Origin of the sequence: Desulforamulus ruminis DSM 2154, assembly GCF_000215085.1 — a bacterium.
Lineage (GTDB): Bacteria > Bacillota > Desulfotomaculia > Desulfotomaculales > Desulfotomaculaceae > Desulfotomaculum > Desulfotomaculum ruminis.
The window spans coordinates 431,730-449,255 of sequence record NC_015589.1 but is presented as its reverse complement, the minus strand read 5'-3'; the positions used below and the strand labels follow the sequence as shown (position 1 = coordinate 449,255).

The 17,526-nt window shown below is 46.1% G+C and carries 13 protein-coding genes and 1 riboswitch; of the genes, 7 read left to right on the top strand and 6 right to left on the bottom strand.

Features of this window, described 5'->3' with window-relative positions; all coding sequences use genetic code 11:
* Window positions 1-51 precede the first annotated feature (51 nt).
* Window positions 52-855, bottom strand: coding sequence for an ABC transporter substrate-binding protein (locus DESRU_RS02260; protein ID WP_013840505.1), 804 nt, complete (start codon window positions 853-855; stop codon window positions 52-54).
* A 121-nt stretch (window positions 856-976) separates the two neighbouring features.
* Window positions 977-1,162, bottom strand: a riboswitch (Lysine riboswitch).
* 181 nt (window positions 1,163-1,343) lie between these two features.
* Here DESRU_RS02260 and DESRU_RS02255 point away from each other — a divergent pair.
* The 6 genes from DESRU_RS02255 (at window position 1,344) to DESRU_RS02230 (ending at window position 7,547) form a co-directional block, all read left to right on the top strand.
* Window positions 1,344-2,999 carry a M20/M25/M40 family metallo-hydrolase gene (locus DESRU_RS02255; RefSeq protein ID WP_013840504.1) on the top strand — a complete coding sequence of 552 codons (1,656 nt, stop codon included), beginning with the start codon at window positions 1,344-1,346 and terminating at the stop codon, window positions 2,997-2,999.
* 284 nt (window positions 3,000-3,283) lie between these two features.
* A complete protein-coding gene (locus tag DESRU_RS02250; RefSeq protein WP_013840503.1) occupies window positions 3,284-3,748 on the top strand; it encodes a helix-turn-helix transcriptional regulator in 465 nt (154 codons plus the stop codon).
* Window positions 3,745-5,016: a coproporphyrinogen-III oxidase family protein gene (locus DESRU_RS02245; protein ID WP_013840502.1), complete on the top strand. Its 1,272-nt coding sequence runs from the start codon at window positions 3,745-3,747 to the stop codon at window positions 5,014-5,016. The genes DESRU_RS02250 and DESRU_RS02245 overlap by 4 nt, the downstream gene beginning before the upstream one ends.
* A gap of 9 nt (window positions 5,017-5,025) precedes the next feature.
* Window positions 5,026-5,928: a radical SAM protein gene (locus DESRU_RS02240; protein ID WP_013840501.1), complete on the top strand. Its 903-nt coding sequence runs from the start codon at window positions 5,026-5,028 to the stop codon at window positions 5,926-5,928.
* Between the two features lie 340 nt (window positions 5,929-6,268).
* Window positions 6,269-7,372: a YedE family putative selenium transporter gene (gene yedE, locus DESRU_RS02235; RefSeq protein WP_013840500.1), complete on the top strand. Its 1,104-nt coding sequence runs from the start codon at window positions 6,269-6,271 to the stop codon at window positions 7,370-7,372.
* Window positions 7,332-7,547, top strand: coding sequence for a sulfurtransferase TusA family protein (locus DESRU_RS02230; RefSeq protein WP_013840499.1), 216 nt, complete (start codon window positions 7,332-7,334; stop codon window positions 7,545-7,547). Before yedE ends, DESRU_RS02230 begins: the two co-directional genes overlap by 41 nt.
* 257 nt (window positions 7,548-7,804) lie before the next feature.
* Here the strand turns inward: DESRU_RS02230 and DESRU_RS02225 are convergent, their stop codons facing one another.
* From DESRU_RS02225 to DESRU_RS02210, 5 genes are all read right to left on the bottom strand, one after another.
* Window positions 7,805-8,272 carry a hypothetical protein gene (locus DESRU_RS02225; RefSeq protein WP_013840498.1) on the bottom strand — a complete coding sequence of 156 codons (468 nt, stop codon included), beginning with the start codon at window positions 8,270-8,272 and terminating at the stop codon, window positions 7,805-7,807.
* 18 nt (window positions 8,273-8,290) lie between these two features.
* A complete protein-coding gene (locus tag DESRU_RS02220) occupies window positions 8,291-9,532 on the bottom strand; it encodes an MFS transporter (protein ID WP_013840497.1) in 1,242 nt (413 codons plus the stop codon).
* A 455-nt stretch (window positions 9,533-9,987) separates the two neighbouring features.
* The gene (locus tag DESRU_RS21610) at window positions 9,988-10,764 is read right to left on the bottom strand and encodes a YibE/F family protein (RefSeq protein WP_337998885.1); all 777 of its coding nucleotides are present in this window, start codon (window positions 10,762-10,764) and stop codon (window positions 9,988-9,990) included.
* A complete protein-coding gene (locus tag DESRU_RS21605; RefSeq protein WP_337998884.1) occupies window positions 10,728-11,246 on the bottom strand; it encodes a hypothetical protein in 519 nt (172 codons plus the stop codon). The genes DESRU_RS21610 and DESRU_RS21605 overlap by 37 nt, the downstream gene beginning before the upstream one ends.
* A 102-nt stretch (window positions 11,247-11,348) precedes the next feature.
* Complete coding sequence (locus DESRU_RS02210; protein ID WP_013840496.1) at window positions 11,349-12,842, bottom strand: alkaline phosphatase; 1,494 nt, start codon at window positions 12,840-12,842, stop codon at window positions 11,349-11,351.
* A 372-nt stretch (window positions 12,843-13,214) separates the two neighbouring features.
* Between DESRU_RS02210 and DESRU_RS02205 the strand changes: the two genes are divergently transcribed.
* Window positions 13,215-17,435 carry a 2-hydroxyacyl-CoA dehydratase gene (locus DESRU_RS02205; protein WP_013840495.1) on the top strand — a complete coding sequence of 1,407 codons (4,221 nt, stop codon included), beginning with the start codon at window positions 13,215-13,217 and terminating at the stop codon, window positions 17,433-17,435.
* Window positions 17,436-17,526: the final 91 nt, after the last annotated feature.

The following is a 17,526-nucleotide window of genomic DNA, read 5'->3' as shown; positions in this document are numbered from 1 at the left end:
CTTTGTTCCCTCCGTGAACGAAGAGTGCGCCTGAAAAGGGCGCACCAAAATTTATTCTTTAAGGGTGTTATAACCAAACCATTTCGTACTGATTTGTTCGTAGGTACCGTCTTCCACCATGGCTTGAATGGCTTCACTAATTTTTTTCGTCAGCTCGGGATTATCTTTATTCACCGCCACAGCCACCTCGTCCTTATTTAAAATAGAGCCGACGGGTTTTAGTTTTAAATTGTTTTCTTTAATGGCATAGGCTCCTACAATGCTGTCGGTAATTACGGCCTCAAGTCGCCCGGAGGGTAAATCCTGCAACGCGTACACATCGCTGGGATAGCTTTTGATTTTATCCGAATAACCTTCCGCCAGGCTCTTCCATACACTGGACTGAATCACGCCGATGGTGCGTCCTTTCAGGTCCTCGGGCGTCTTTATGTCCTGGTTGCCCTCCGCCACAAAAATCTGGGCTCCTTCAATATAATAGGGAATAGTAAAATCCACCTGTTGGGCACGCTCTTCCGTTATGGACATGCTGCCGATGATGGCGTCATATTTTTTACCTTTTAATCCTTGCAGAATGGTTTCCCAGGGGTTGGTTACGGGATTGGCTTCCAGACCCAGGCGTTTGGCGATTTCGGTGCCGATTTCCACATCAAACCCTACCAGCTTGCCGTCTTGCTTATAATTTAAAGGTTTGTATAATCCGCTCATGGCAAAGGTTAATTTGCCTTCCTCCACCAGTTGCATTTTCGCCTCTGATTTGGCTTCCCCTTGATCCCCTTTGGCTTTCTCGGGGTTGGATCCACAGCCGGACAGGCCTAAAAAGGCCATGATCAAAATAAGTGCAAAAACTTTTTTCATTAAATCCCTCTCCTCTTCATTGCTTCGTTAGCCAATATCGGTTTATTCAAACCGAATAAATAAAAAAACACCGCCTAGACCGGACCGGTGTTACAAAAACACCCTCACCCAATATATCTTCACTGAAGATAGCGCTCCACGGTCAATGGCAAGTAACCGTGACAGTTCTGCCCCTGTTCGGAAACAGACCCAACTGCCGGTCCGGAGAAACACGGCAATTTCGGCAGCTTATCCTTTCCCCTGTTTTCTGCGATGTCTCCACATCTCCCACAGGCTACTGATACAAGCCGCAACCTCTACCCCACCGAATCGATGAGGAATTTTTATTTAATTAAATGTTAGTATAGTGGAAAATTAGACATTATTCAAGTTGGTTTTTATCCATTTGTTAACTTCTTCTTGACGGGTGACATTGCTTTCTGATATATGGTTAAGAAGACCCTTAAAATAACCCGCTAAATTCAACTATATAAAAGGAGATTCAGCTCATGTTAACCTGCCGTGAAGATGTCCTTTTTTTAACCAAAACCCTGACACAAGTGCCCAGTATTGTCAACACACCCGGCGAAAAAGCCATGGCCCAAAGTTTGTTTCAACGGATCTCTTCCCTGCCTTACTTTACAAAGAATCCCGCCCAGGTGCTGTTGGCGCCAACGGTAGGAGACGAGCTGGAGCGTTACAACGTCCTGGCCTTTGTCCGGGGCACCAAGCAGATCAGCAATAAAACCGTTATTTTGATGGGGCATATTGATACCGTGGGCATTGAGGATTACAGCCACCTGAAGGAAGTGGCCTGCGATCCGGACGCCTTGATGGCTGCCCTGGAAAAAGAAAAACTGCCGGAATTGGTGCGGCAGCATCTAACCTCCGGTGAATGGCTGTTCGGCCGTGGTGTATTGGATATGAAGGGCGGCGTGGCCAGCCATCTCTACCTCCTGAAATATTATTCGGAACATCCGGAAGAGCTGTCCGGCAATCTGGTATTTGTGGGTGAATGTGACGAGGAAGACAGTTCCCACGGCATTTTATCCGCCTTGAAAAATTTAAAAGACTGGCAAAAGAAATACGGCTTTGATTATCAGGCCGCCATTTGCTCCGACTTTGTGGCTCCCCGTTTCCAGGGCGATGAAAACCGCTATATCTACAAAGGAACCGTGGGCAAGCTGCTGCCCTCTTTCTTTATTACCGGGTCTGAAACCCATGTGGGATCCTGCTTCGAGGGACTGGACCCCAATTTCATTGCCGCGGAATTAACCCGGCAGATCAATTACAATCCGGAGCTGTGCAACGAGGCCTACGGGGAAACGCCGGCGCCTCCGGTCTCCCTGAAGCAGACCGATTTAAAGCCGGCCTATACCGTGCAAACAGCTTTGGCAGCCTATGTTTATTATAACTTTTTTATCCACTCCTGGTCGCCCAAGGACGTACTGGCTAAATTAAAGGATCAGGCCCTGGCCGCCTTTGAACAAGCCTTGTCCGCCTTTAAAGTCCGGCACCGGACCTACTGCCGGATGAGCGGCGAACCCTATCACGAGGTGCCCTGGGAGCCCAGAGTTTATACCTTTGAGGAATTTGAAGGATTATTAGTCTCCGAACACGGTCCGGCCTATGAGCAGCATATGCAGGACTTTAAAAACCGGCTGCTTTTGGATCAAACCCTGGATACCCGCATGTTTGCGGCCAAGGTGGTGGAAGAAGCCTGGCAGTGGATGAAAGATAAAAGCCCGGCCATCATTTTGTTTTACTCCTCCCTTTATTCCCCCAGGATTGAGGTGACCGGCAAAAATGAGCGGGAGAAAAATCTGATGGCGGCCATGGAACAGGCTTTGGAGCTGGTGCAACCCCATTACCGGCACAACATTGTCATTCGCAATTTCTTTCCCTATATTTCAGATATGAGCTTTGTGGCTTTGAGCGACGACGAAGAAGGAATCCGGGCCGTGTGCAGCAACAATCCTGCCTGGGGCAGCAAACACTATGTGGAATACCAGGATATCCGGGACATTAATGTACCGGTCATTAATATCGGTCCCTACGGATATGACGCTCATAAAAAATATGAACGAATGGAAATGTCCTTCTCTCTGGAAGTCGTACCAAACCTGACCAACGAAATCATTTTGAAACTTCTTGAAGCAAAGTAAAGGGAGCGCGGTAAATACTTTAAATTGCTCTGGCAGATAACACAACGAACAACCGTAGAATAGAACGCGGATTATACGGATTTCCACGGATTCACGCGGATTAATAATCTTTAAATTAAGATCCGCGCAAATCCATATAATCCGTTAAATCCGCGTTCTATTATTTTTTATTTTTGAAATTATGGTCTTTTAATTTCTCCCTATTGCAATTTTTCTTAAAGGGATTTACAAGATGGTTTTAAAAGTGTAATATTACACTAATATTGTAAATAAGGATGATTTTTATGAACCGGGACGCCTTTGTTAAAATCATGGATGCAAAGCTCAAGTTAATTAGGAACGAGATGGATTTTACCCAGGATAAAATGGCTGAAATGATTGGTTTGTCCAAGAAGACGCTGGTCCAAATCGAAAAAGGCAGATCCAGTTTAGGCTGGACCGGAGCCGCCCTGGTGGCCTTATTATTTAAGGATAGTGAAATGATCCAATTGGCCTTGGGTGGAAATCCCCAGGACCTTGTGCTTTCCCTGGCTTTTAATCACTATGAGGATCATTATGAACGCACCCTGGGCGGTAAAGTCTGGTGGAAGGACCTGGAGCAAAGGGGTCCCTATAAAATTCAACAAAATATTATCAGCCAGCATTATCGAATTCTGGACTCACAAGAAAGAAGAATCTGTTCTTCCTTTGATCTGGAATATGTACAGAAAAGATTAAAGGAACTACATAAGGCGGAGGATAAAACTTGATTACCAGGCTGTTTCGTAGAATGATCGGAAAAAAAGATCAATTTTTATTCAAAGGCTATCAAGAAGGTTTGGTTCAGTTCCAGGCCATGGATGCAGAAACCGGCATCTATCTCCACATTCCCTTTTGTAAAACCCTTTGTCCCTATTGTCCTTACAATAAAGTCCTTTACAATGCGGACCAGGCCCAAAAATATAAAACAGCTCTGCTTCAGGAGCTGATACTGTATGAAAAATATATGAACAGCAAAAGGATCTCTTCCATTTACATTGGCGGCGGCACACCGACCCTTTTATTGCCTGAACTCCGTGAAGTCCTTGATTTTATCAGAGAACGTTATGGCTTTGCAGGAGATATTGGTATTGAGATTCACCCCAACCAGGCCAATGAAAAGTTATTTGAGGAACTGCAGGATTTGGGCGTCAATCTGATCAGTCTGGGCGTGCAGACCTTTAACGATCAAATACTCAAATTTTTAGGAAGAAATTATGGTTCCCGGCACATCGAGCAAGTTTTAGCAACGGTTCAGAAATATCATTTCAAATGTGTGGATATTGATCTGATGACTAATTTGCCCGGGCAGACCCTGGAAGACATCCGCTGCGATTTAAAAAAGATTTATGCTTATAAAATAGACCAGCTTTCCATCTATCCGCTCATCCTTTTCCCCATGACCAATCTGGGTCAACAGATCGAGCAAAGGGGCTTCAGCCGGTTTAATGAGCTTCAGGAGGGCCGCATCCTAAAACTCATTGATAAAATATCCACAGAGCATGGATATCAAAGAAGTTCCGTGTGGACTTACGGAAAGAACCCGCATAGCCGCTATACCTCGGTAACCAGGGAAAGCTTTGTGGGTTTTGGGGCTGGGGCCACTTCCCTGTTTGGAAATTATTTTTATCTTAATACCTTTGATGTGGACGAATATATCCGGGCTTTAAAAGAAAAGAGAATGCCCATTAATCTGGTCAGTACCCTGAGTGCCAGGGAGCAAATGATTTTCTGGATTTTTTGGAGATGTTACGACGGGATGATTGATGCCCGGACCTTTCAAACCCGATTTAATAAAGACCCGGAACAGGAATTTAAGCTTTTATTCCGTCTCTTGAGAATGCTTGGGATAACCAAAAAACAAGGCTCCCAAATCCTATTAACTGACTGGGGAAGATGGGCTTATCATTATGTGGAAAAACAATATTCCCTGCATTATTTAAATCATTTATGGGAGCAATCCATGAAGCATCCCTGGATTGATGAAATAAAAATTTGAGGAAAGACTATGAAAAGCAGACACTTTTTATCCCTGGCTTTTTTCGGATTCAAAACCATTTTATTTAGGCAAAAGAAACCCATTCTAGCAACCATTATTTTAACGGATTCCTGCAATTTAAGCTGCCGGCACTGCGCGGTCAACAACATCACCGGCCGCATGCTTTCTTATCGGGATGTACTGGCAGAAATGCAGGCTTTCTACCGGGAAGGCGTTCGCATTCTTTTCTTTTGCGGCGGCGAAACACTCCTTTGGCAGGATGGAGGAAAAAACATCCGGGACTTAATGAAAGAGGCCAAAAAGATGGGGTTTTACCTGGTGAATCTCGTTACCAACGGAACCCTGGAGCTCAATATCCCCGAAGCCGACGTGCTGTTCCTAAGCCTTGACGGCAATAGGGAGTCTCACAATTTAATCAGGGGGGACACCTATGATCAAATCATGCGGAATTTAAACCGGGCTGAAAACTGTAATATCTGCATCTATATGGCGGTGAACAAATTGAATTACCGTCATATTGAGGAGGTTTGTCAGCAGGCGAAAGAACATCCTCATCTTCGTTCCATCTCATTTAATTTTCATACTCCTTATCCGGGCACGGAATCCCTTACCCTTGATGCGGAGGAAAAAAGAGTGGCCGTTGCTGCCATCAAAAAAATGATCGTTAAAGGGATGCCCATTTTCAACCTCCCCTCCGCCCTGGATACTTATCTCGAAAACCACTGGTCCCGCCCCTGCCACCAATGTGTGGTGTCGGAAAACAAGCAACGATATCTTTGCGGCCGCTGTGTGGAAATTGACGGTCTTTGCCGGCAATGCGGTTATTTATTTGCCGTGGAGTTTTCTCTCCTCTGTGCCGGAAACCCCCGGGCAATTTATGAGATGTTAAGGACCTATCTCAAATATATCTAAATGATTTCACTGAAAATAGTCTTTCCTTTATTCTAAGGTTATTGCCGGGCAGCGAAAAAATTAAATTCAGATCCAAAACCAACTATTTTTCAATTTATTCCAATAAGTTATGCTGAATGGGACCAATATGAAAATTATTCATAACTAGTATGAAGGATAATGATCTAAATATATATAATATTTGCAATAGTCATACATCGTTGTCTCCTTGTGGTCCGCAACCCACAAGGGGGCTAAATCACGGGCAGGAGTCCGACTTCTGCAACGCTATAAAATGGAGGTGATGATTAAAACCCTGTTTCCCGTCTTTTTGGTAGTGGTTACAAAGGAGGAGATTCCAATGCAAAAACACGCTTTAATCATTTTAAGCGGACTAACCCTGGGGGCGTTGGCCGTTTTTCTTGTTTTAATGGGCAATCCGGGGAATTACGGCGTTTGTATTGCCTGCATGCTAAGGGATATCACCGGTGCTCTGGGGCTACACCGGGCGCCGGTTGCTCAGTACCTGCGGCCGGAAATTATTGGCCTTAGCCTGGGGGCTACCCTTACCGCCCTGCTCACCAGGGAATTCCGAACCACCGGCGGCTCCAGCCCTCTGCTACGATTTGCCTTGGGTTTTGTGGGCATGATCGGTATGCTGGTATTTCTTGGCTGCCCTGTACGCACCGTTTTACGCCTGGCCGGTGGTGATTTGAACGCCGGTGTGGGCTTGGTGGGCCTGGTCGCCGGCATTATTTTAGGTACTCAGTTTCTCAAGAAAGGCTTTTCTTTGGGCCGGGCAGCGAAAGTATCGTCAGCCAACGGCTCTGTTTTTCCTCTCTTTATGCTTGGCTTGTTGGCCGCAGCACTCATTGCTCCCCCTTTCATTTTGGCCAGTGAAACCGGTCCCGGTTCCCTGCATGCACCCTTGTTCCTGTCCCTGGGAGCCGGCGTAATCATCGGGGTATTGGCCCAGCGTTCCAGACTTTGTATGGCCGGCGGCATTCGGGACGCCATCTTCTTTAAAGACTATCATTTATTGTATGGTTTTTTAGCGGTTTTCGTTGCTGCCCTGTTGGGCAATCTGCTGGTGGGAAGCTTTAAACTTGGCTTTGCCGGGCAGCCTCTGGCTCATACGGACGGCCTGTGGAATTTTATGGGCATGCTGCTGGCGGGTTTAACCGCCGTTCTTTTAGGCGGGTGCCCTCTGCGGCAGTTGGTGGCCGCCTCTGAAGGCAATACGGATGCGGTTATCACAGTACTTGGTTTAATTGCCGGAGCAGCCTTTGCACACAACTTCGGTCTGGCCGCAAGCCCTACGGGCGTTCCTCCGGGGGGACAGGTTGCCGTTCTTCTCGGTCTTCTCTTTACCCTGGGCATTGGCCTAGTAGTCTGTAAATTTAAGCTTGGGGGTGAAGTAAAAAATGAAAAGAGTTGTGGATGCCAGGGGACTCTCTTGTCCTGAACCGGTGCTCCTGACCAGACAGGTTCTGCAGGATGGGGACGTTCAAGAGGTTGCGGTGCTGGTGGATAACAAAGTGGCTGTGGAAAATGTGACCCGGATGGCGGAGAGTTTAGGCTGCGGGGTTTTGCTGGGGGAACAGGACAGCGATTTTGTCTTGACCTTACAAAGAAGCTGATGTAAAAAATCCCGCAATACTTAATGCATTTCAAAAATAAAAGATAATAGAACACGGATTTAATGGATGATACGGATTTACACGGATTTTAATTTAAAAATATTTAATCCGTGTAAATCCGTAGAAATCTGTATAATCCGTGTTCTATTTCTATTAAGCCCGGTGGTTCGGTGTGTTATCTGCCGGTTCTTTGTCTGCTTTTAAAAAGCAATTTTGTCACATTCCTTTGTTTGGGTGACAAAGATTTATGCACAAGCTTAGGAATGCCTGTTAGTCAGAATCTGCATTGCCCACACCAGGATCATCATGGCTGCCAGCCCGCCTGCTATATGGTGGATTTTCGCGGTAAATAGGATATAAGCAGCAAGATCATTTGTCACCGGAATCAGTGATAGCAAAAGAACTCCCATGATCATTCCCAACCATATCCACATTTTTCTGGACGAGTTTTTTCCGGTGGACAGTACCGAACGATTTTTTCTAATGTAGTAAGTAATACCGATGGCCAACAGAATGATCAGCAGTGCTTCTGCTAAGAGGTCCGCGGTTACCGGATAAGGCAGCAGCATGGTTTTATATTGTAACATCTTTGGCAGGTGTCCCAGCAGCAGGTCCGCCAGCCATAATAAAATCACACCGTTGAGGGAAGATTCCAGGTAAAGCAACACCCCTTGCCCTTTACTCCGTTTCTTTCCACCCGGCAGCGTTCCTTTAGAATCTTCCATTCGTCCACCCTCATCCTTTTATTTTCTGACGGTGCTTGCATTAAAAATCGGCACCAATAGCAACATCCCCACCAGAAACAGCAAGGCTGCCGTTTCAAAGATGATCAACAGTGAAAACTGTGATTTCAACCACCCTGCCAAACTCATCATGATGACCATGGCTCCCATAAACAACGGGCTTAACACCCCGTTCACCCGGCCGATAAAGGCCTCTTCCGAGGTCTGTAAAATCAGTGTATTGATGCCGGTATAAATACAGGGGAAAAAGAGTCCGTTAAGGAATTCAAAAGCCACTGTCAGGATAAATTCTGTGGACAGGCCGATTCCCCCCACGGAAAGGGCGCTGGCAAAAAAGCCGATGGCCAACAGTTTTTGGGGACTCATCTTGCCGGCAAGCTTCATCACCATGCCCCCGCCAATAAGCATAGCCGCTCCGTTGGCCATCAAAAGCCACTGAACGTTTTCCTTGGGCAGGCCCAATCGTTCCAGCACGATAAAGATACTGAGGGGCTGAATGACTCCTACTGCCAGGCCGCTGATAACGAAGGTTCCTCCTACCGTTTTTAAAACTTTGTTTGACCAAACATACCGGAAGCCGGCCAACATCTCCTGCCAGACATCGGTGGTTTGCTCCTCCTTTTCGGTTGTTTGGTCCGGGGGCAGGAAGAACAAGGCCCCGGCCGACAGCAGAAACATCAATCCCATTACACCAATGGCAAAATGAATGCCAAAGGTCTGGTAAACAAAGGTTCCCAGCACCGGTCCAATAATCATAAAAATGGCCATAATGGTTTGAAACATGGCCATTCCGGTCTGCAATTGGTCCGCGGAAAGGTGCCGTTTAAACAGCTTCATCGCCGAAGGCTGTGAAAACTGCGAGAAAATAGCCGATAGCAAAGTAACAAAGAACACGGCCTGCCATTTGCCAAAAATAATGGTTAACAGAACCACAAACACCGATAACGCACTTAACAGATCACACCAGACCATGGTGTTTTTGGGCCGCCAACGATCCGCAAAGGTTCCGCCGATAAAAGAAAATATGAAAATGGGGGCAAACTCCACCACAGAGATAAGGGAAACCGCAAAGGGATCATTGTTGGTTTTATCCATTACAAACAAAAGAATGGCAAAATTTCGTACCCATATACCCGTCTGCAGAAGAACCGCGGACAGCATAATCCTTTGTACGAATCGATTCTGAAAAATACTGGTGGATGGAGCTGGAACAGCTAAATTTGATATTGTTTTTTCACTCATAAATTATTGATTTTCCCAATAGTAGTAAACAAGCAATCTACCAGAAAATCTTCCCTTTCTTATATTTTTCCGGAATTCCTAAATTTGCAACCATGCTGGTATATATTTAATAACACAAAAAAATCCCTCCTGTAATGCCCCTGGAGAGAATGTGCAGACAGTGAAAAAGGACGCAAAAAAACACGCACTTTATCCCCATCCTCTCCAGAGCTTAGTTTAGTACATCACCATTCCTTCGCCCAAAGCAACCTGACAAAGTGATGTCCGTGATGTCTCTTAAGTCTCTAAAAAGGATTAATAGCGCATGTTCGTCATACCGTCCCTTTCTTTAAGTCTAACTAATTATAAACGCAGATATTCCTAAAATCAAGATGAATCTTTTTCAAATCTAAAAGACAGGTTTCTCAATTTTTAATACTTGCTAAACTCTACCAATGATCTCATTATTCGCGAACTTAACTCTCCGGCGATGTCTGGTTCTTTGGTTTCACTGCGGGTGTTAAATTCTGTATCTTTATTTGTCCATCGGGCTTTTTATTAGAAGATTTTTGGGTAAAGAGTATACCCGCTATAATTGCCGTGAAAGGAGCTACCGCTACCAGCCCGAAACTTCCTACAATGGTATGCATAATCTCCATAGAGATATATTTTAAATTGAGAATGTTTATGACCGGAGTCCCTTGAGCCATGAAAATCATTAATAGTGCTATATAACCACCCGTATAAGCAAACAGTAAAGTGGTGGTCATGGTGCCGATAACGGTCCTGCCAACATTAAAACCACTTTGAATGGCCTCCGCTCTGCTAATTTGAGGATTTTTTTCGACCACCTCGTACACTGCTGCAGAAATATCAATGGCTAAATCCATTAGCGCCCCTGCGGAGGCGATAAACACAACGGCAATTAAAATATCCGTAAGGTTTAAGTGTGCGTAACCGGCATAAAGTAATGTTTCGGAATGAGGAAGCACCGCACCGTGAATTTTAAAGTATTTACCAAAAATAATAGCCAGCAAACTGGTCAGAAAGGTTCCCGAAAGAGATCCCAGGACAGCAGCAACTGATTTTCTGTTAAGACCTCCCACCAGAAAAAGTATCGTTGTAGTAGATGTAATGACAAAAAACAGGGAAATGATAATTGGATTCCAGCCTTTAAGCATCATGGGAATCAGGAATTTCCAGATCATTAAAACAGTCAGAAAAAAGACACCAATGCTTTTACGCCGGTCCATCTTGCAAACAACACTAAAAACAGGCCGAAAATACCGACCAAAAAAGCTTCCAGATGAATACGGTAGTGATCAATCATATTTACATGCCGAATCTTTTGGTCGGTGTAATCAATCACCACCAGGGCCTTATCCCCTTTTACAAAAACTTTATCTACTTCAAGCCGGCCAAAAAATTTATTACTGGCATAGGCCTGCCGACCTTTAAAAGGCCCATCCAATATTTCCACCTTGCAAACCTGTTCGCCCTGAAAAACAAAACCGATGGTGCTAAAAACGTTATCATTATTCACTTCTAACACCCGTGAAACTGCCCGGATGCTGTTGGGATAAGCATTGGTTGGAAATCCGGTAGGTATTACTGCCAGAAATGCAATAACGATCATCACAACCAGGATAAAAATAAATTCTTTGGATGGATTACGAATGGAAACTCTAGATAAGTTCTCAAACATTTTTCCTATTGTAGAAGTTTTCCCTGACAATGTGCCTACCTCCAACAGTTTTCAATAATGAGACCTGAGCGGGTTCCGCCCAGGCTCAATAATAAAATTCTCTTAATAAAACTTCTCTTAATTGGAAGTAAGTCAGTTTTTAATGTTGGTAACGGCAGCCAGCTTGTAGTAAATTTCTGTGTTATCATAAAAACCATCAAACAACTCGTCACCCAGACCCAGGGCATAAACCGGTACGGGAACACCGGTATGGGAATAACTGGTATAGCTGAGTCCGGCCTTGTTGTTTATAATATGGCAGAGGGTTACAGTAAAGGGCTCATAAGTGCCATAAAGAATTTTTTCCTGATCGGTGTATTTTCTCTCTTCTGTTGGAATCATGGACCAATCCAGAGCTTTCCGCAGCAAGCCAATTTCGTAGTCACTCAGATCTGCCATGGTTAGACCATATCCGGCTTTAATTTCGTCCTGTAAATCCTCTAGTTTTGCGGTATCGCGGGTTACGGTTTTCCTGTATTGGTCAAAAATCTTGCCAAAATCCACAAAGGACATGGTTACAGGCTGAAGCTTATTAAAAAAGGTATCATACTCGGTATTCGCAAACCCGATGGTCATTCCACCGCACTCATGGTCGGCAGTAACCAGAATCAGTGTTTCATTAGGGTGTTTCTTATAGAATTCCAAAGCTTTCTGGATTGCATCACCAAAAGCAATGGTATCATGGATGGAGGCGGCTGCGTCATTAGCATGGCCGGCCCAGTCGATTTTCCCACTTTCGACCATCATGAAAAATCCCTTGGGATTATCTAATACATCGATGCCTTTCTGAACAAAATCGGCCAGGGAGAGTTCCCCCGCTTGGCGGTCAATCTCATAGTCCATGGCCGTTCCATCTAACTCCGGATTGATGGCCACTACTTTGCCGGACTCGCTGTTTAAAGCCAATATCTCGTCCTTGTTATTTACGACTTTATAACCGGCGTTCTTAACAACCTCAAAAATATGCGGCTGATCTTTTTCGGGTCCTGTGGGCTGATCGAATGAACCGCCTCCAAAGAAATCGAATCCACTGGCTGCCAACTGCTGTCCAATATCATAGGCATCATTCCTGCTGGCAACCTTGGCGTAAAAGGCGGCGGGGGTTGCATGAGTGATGGGAACACTGGTGATGATGCCAATCTTATAGCCTTTTGCTTTTAAATCTTCGGTAATAGGACGGTATTCTTTTGTTTTTGTTTCATCCATGTTAATTACACCGGAAAGAGTCTTGTGACCCGAAGCCAGGGAGGTCGCTGTGGAAGCGGAATCCGGAATAAATGATGAGGAATCTTGGGTCATCAGGGCTCCATGGGTAGGAAACCGGGTAAAATTGAGCTGCTTAGGAGTAATTTTTCCTGGCATGGCTTGCTGCCCCAGAAACATCTCTGCACTACTAACCTGAGGATAACTCATACCGTCGCCCACAAACATAAAGATATACTTTGGAGTTTTTCCAGTATAGGACTCACCGCCTTTAACAGAATCAGCGATTCCACGAGAAGGTGAACCTGCCATGAAGATCCCCAGTACGGCTATGGTCACCAGTACGGCAACCGCTGCCTGCCAGTTTCTAAACCATTTATTCAATTTCAACCCCTCCAAAAATTTGGTAACTATTTGTTCTCTTAAAGCTTATTAGATCAAAGTTAAACTTCTAAGGTTTTTCCTTTAACCTCCGTTTAAAAAAAGGTTAATTTTTACATATTTCCTTAGAACCTGCTTTTATCACGTTTAAAACCTCCGGGCTTAATCCTTAAGAGTAGTGCTTATTCCGCCAAGCCCTTAAAGAATCTTCTCAACAATCATAGAGTTATATAAATGATTGGCAAACACATCAAAAAACCATTGCATTTTAAATACTTTCAAATATATAATAAATTTAAACAGTGTTTAATTTTGCTTTTTAAAACATGTATCGTTGTTGTTATGTATTCATGGAGTATGGGGGAGAGGAAGCAAATGGATAAAACGCTGCGTGTGGGTATTGATATCGGCTCAACAACGTTAAAAATGGTAATCCTTAATGAGCAAGACAGCATTGTATTTCAACAGTATGTCCGGCATTTTTCGGATATCGCAGGCGCTTTTCAAAGGGTGGCGGCCAAGGCCCAGCACGTTCTGCGGCAGAAGTTGTTGTCGGTTATGTTTACAGGCTCCGCAGGCATTGGCCTCTCCCAGTCCCTGGGCTTGCCTTTTGTCCAGGAGGTTATCGCTTCCACTCATGCCGTCAAGCATATGATCCCTCATACAGGCACTGTAATTGAACTGGGTGGGGAAGATGCTAAAATTACCTATTTGGGCAACACCGTGGAACAGCGGATGAACGGCGTATGTGCCGGGGGCACCGGCGCCTTTATTGATCATATGGCGGCGTTATTGGATACCGATCCCGCAGGTTTAAATGAACTGGCTAAAAGCTACCGCACCCTTTATCCCATCGCTTCCCGCTGCGGCGTATTTGCTAAAACCGACGTTCAGGCCCTGATGAACGAAGGGGTGGCCAAAGAGGATATTGCCGCCTCTATTTTTCAGGCCGTTGTCAACCAAACCATCAGCAGTTTAGCTCAAGGCCGGGCCATTCGCGGTAACGTCGCCTTTCTTGGCGGTCCCTTATATTTTCTTTCAGAACTGCGGAAGCGCTTTATTGAAACCTTGGGTCTCCGGCAGGATCAGGTGCTAAGCCCGGAATGCTCACCCTATTTTGTGGCCATTGGGGCTGCCCTTACTTTACAGGAAGAGCCGGTTCCCTATGAACTTCTGCATGAAAAATCCCCATTCCATTTAGTTCAACTGCGCCAGGAAAATCAAAAGTCGTTGGATCCTTTATTTGCTGATCAACTGGAATATGAACAGTTTGCCGACCGACACGGGCAAAACACCGTGCAACGATTGGATCTAAAAACCTATACAGGTAAAGCCTATTTAGGCATCGACGCCGGATCCACCACAACCAAGCTGGTGTTAATTGCCGAAGATAACAGTTTATTATATTCCTATTATGACAGCAACCGGGGCAAACCACTGGAGACGGTGATTACGGCCCTGAAAGAAATGCACCGGCGTCTGAATAAGCAAACAGAGATTGTCTGTTCCACCGTTACCGGCTACGGTGAACAATTCATCAAAGCCGCTCTGCAGGTAGATTTTGGTGAGGTGGAGACGGTGGCCCATCTCAAGGCAGCCAAGCATTTTCTGCCCGGTGTTACCTTTGTGCTGGATATTGGCGGACAGGATATGAAAAGCTTCTTTGTGCGGGACGGCGTTATCGATTCCATTATGCTCAATGAAGCATGCTCGGCAGGCTGCGGCTCCTTCATTGAAAACTTTGCTCAGGCACTGGATATGACGGCTAAAGATTTTGCCCGCTTGGGTCTAAAAGCCAAAAATCCGGTTGATTTAGGCAGCCGCTGCACGGTATTTATGAACTCCAAAGTCAAGCAGGCCCAGAAGGAAGGGGTGGATGTCAGCGATATTTCCGCCGGGATTTCTATCTCCGTTGTAAAAAATGCTTTGTTTAAGGTGATTCGTCTAAAAAGTGCCGACGAACTGGGCGATAAAATTGTCGTTCAGGGCGGTACTTTTTACAATGACGCCGTGTTGCGGGCTCTGGAACAGATCCTCCAGCGAGAGGTTGTCCGCCCGGATATCGCCGGTCTCATGGGCGCATTTGGTGCGGCGCTCATCGCCCGGGAGCGGTATCAAGCCGGAATGGAAACCACTCTGTTATCTGCCGCTGAGCTGGACGCCTTTACCGCCAATACCACCCATCGCCGCTGCCAGTTATGCGGTAACCAGTGCCTGATTACCACCCAGCGCTTTTCCAACGGTCAGGAATATCATGCCGGAAACCGCTGCGAACGGGGTATTGGCCAGGCGAAAACCGATGCTAAGCTACCCAATCTTTATACCTATAAATACCAACGGCTGTTTCAGTATAAACCCTTGGCGGAACCACTGGCCCGCCGTGGGGTTATTGGCATTCCCCGGGTACTCAATATGTATGAAGATTACCCTTTCTGGTTTACTTTTTTCACCAAGCTCAACTACCGGGTGGTTTTATCCGGTCGTTCTTCCCGCCGGCTCTATGAGCTGGGGATGGAAACCATTCCGTCGGAATCCATTTGTTATCCGGCTAAACTGGTACACGGACATATCAGCGACTTGATTAGAAAAGGCGTTAAAAAAATATTTTATCCCTGCATTCCCTACAACTTCCAGGAGAATCCGGAAGCTGCCAACTGCTATAATTGTCCCATCGTTACCTCTTATCCGGAAAATATCAAGGCCAATATGGATGTCCTGCGTGATGAGGGAATTGCCTTCCTGCGTCCCTTCCTGCCGCTGAACAGCCGCCGGCACTTGATCAGCAGGCTGACGGAGGAACTGGCGGGAGAAAAAATACCTAAGAAAGAGATTGTTGCCGCGGTGGATGAGGCTTATGCCGAACTGGAGCGGTATAAATCCGATGTTCGCCGTAAAGGCCGGGAGGCCCTTGCTTATATGGCCGACCGGAAGGTCAAGGGCGTAGTTTTGGCGGGCCGTCCTTATCATATTGATCCGGAAATTCATCACGGTTTGCCCGAGCTGATTCAATCTTACGGGCTGGTGGTATTGTCCGAAGATGCTGTAGCCCATCTAGGAGCGGCAGACAGACCCCTGCGGGTGGTTGACCAGTGGGTCTACCATTCCAGATTGTATGCCGCGGCAGGTTTTGTGGCCGGACAGCCGGATATTGAGTTGATTCAGATCAATTCTTTTGGCTGCGGGCTGGATGCCGTTACCATTGATCAGGTAAAAGAAATTCTTGAGTCTCACCACCGTATTTACACGGTGGTTAAGCTGGATGAGATCAATAACCTGGGCGCAGCCAGAATCAGGGTTCGCTCCCTGCTGGCAGCGCTGAATGACCGGGGGCGCAATTTAACGGGTAAACCAACGACAGCGCCTGCTGCCGAACATCCTCCAGTTTTTAGCGCCGAAATGAAAAGACGCCATACCCTGTTGGCGCCGCAGTTATCACCCATTCACTTTCAGTTTTTGGAAGCCGGATTTCAAAAGGCCGGCTATCAACTGGTGGTGGCTCCCATGCCCGATAAAAGGGCCATTGACGAAGGTTTAAAATTTGTTCATAATGATGCCTGCTACCCGACCATTATTGTTGTTGGGCAATTACTGCAGGCTTTAAAATCAGGGCGGTATGACCTAAATAACACCTCCGTTATCTTAACCCAAACCGGGGGCGGCTGCCGGGCCACCAATTACGTGGCCATTACCCGCAAAGCCTTCCGGGATGCCGGCCTGCCCCAGGTACCGGTTTTTGCCTTAAAAAGCGGCAAGGAATCACAGTTTCCTTTGACCTTTCCCCTCTTTGAGGACTTAATTATGGGTTTAATTTACGGTGACCTGTTGATGCGGGTGCTTTACCGGGTACGCCCCTATGAAAAACGTCCCGGCTCGGCTCAAAAGCTGTGCGATGATTGGTCTGCCAAGTGCCGTCAGGATCTGTTGGCAGGCCGCAAAGAAAATTTTAAAAGCAATATTTTTGGTATGGTCCGGGATTTTGACCATTTGGACATTAACGAGCAGAAACTTAAACCCCGAGTGGGCCTGGTTGGCGAAATCTTAGTAAAATATCACCCCACAGCGAACAATGACTTGGTTGAACTGTTGGAAAACGAAGGCGCCGAGGCGGTTGTGCCCGACCTGGTGGATTTCTTCTTGTATTGCGCCTATGGCAGCAAAACAAATTATCACTTGCTGGCCGGTACCTTAACCAGCAGTCTAAAAGGGAATCTATTTATTCAGGTTGTTGAGTTTTACCGCCGCCACCTGCGTAAAGCCCTGGAAAGCAGCAAGCGCTTTCAACCGCCCTTTACCATCCAAGGGATCGCCAAATTGGCGTCAACCCATCTTTCCTTGGGTAATATGACTGGTGAAGGCTGGCTGTTACCCGGCGAGATGCTGGAATTGATCCACAGCGGCGTCAATAATATTGTGTGCTTACAACCCTTTGCTTGCTTACCCAATCACATTGTGGGTAAAGGGATGCTTGGGGAACTGCGTCGCTGCTACCCGGATGTTAATATTGTGCCCATTGACTATGATCCCGGAGCCAGTGAAGTAAATCAGCTAAACCGGATAAAATTAATGCTGGCTGTAGCGAAAGAAAAGGTCGGTTAGGTACGACCGTCAAGATAATCTTAGGGCACTTGTCAAATAATAAGCATCAGGGCATCGCTGATGATGCCCTAAAATGACTTAAAGAGGGGCG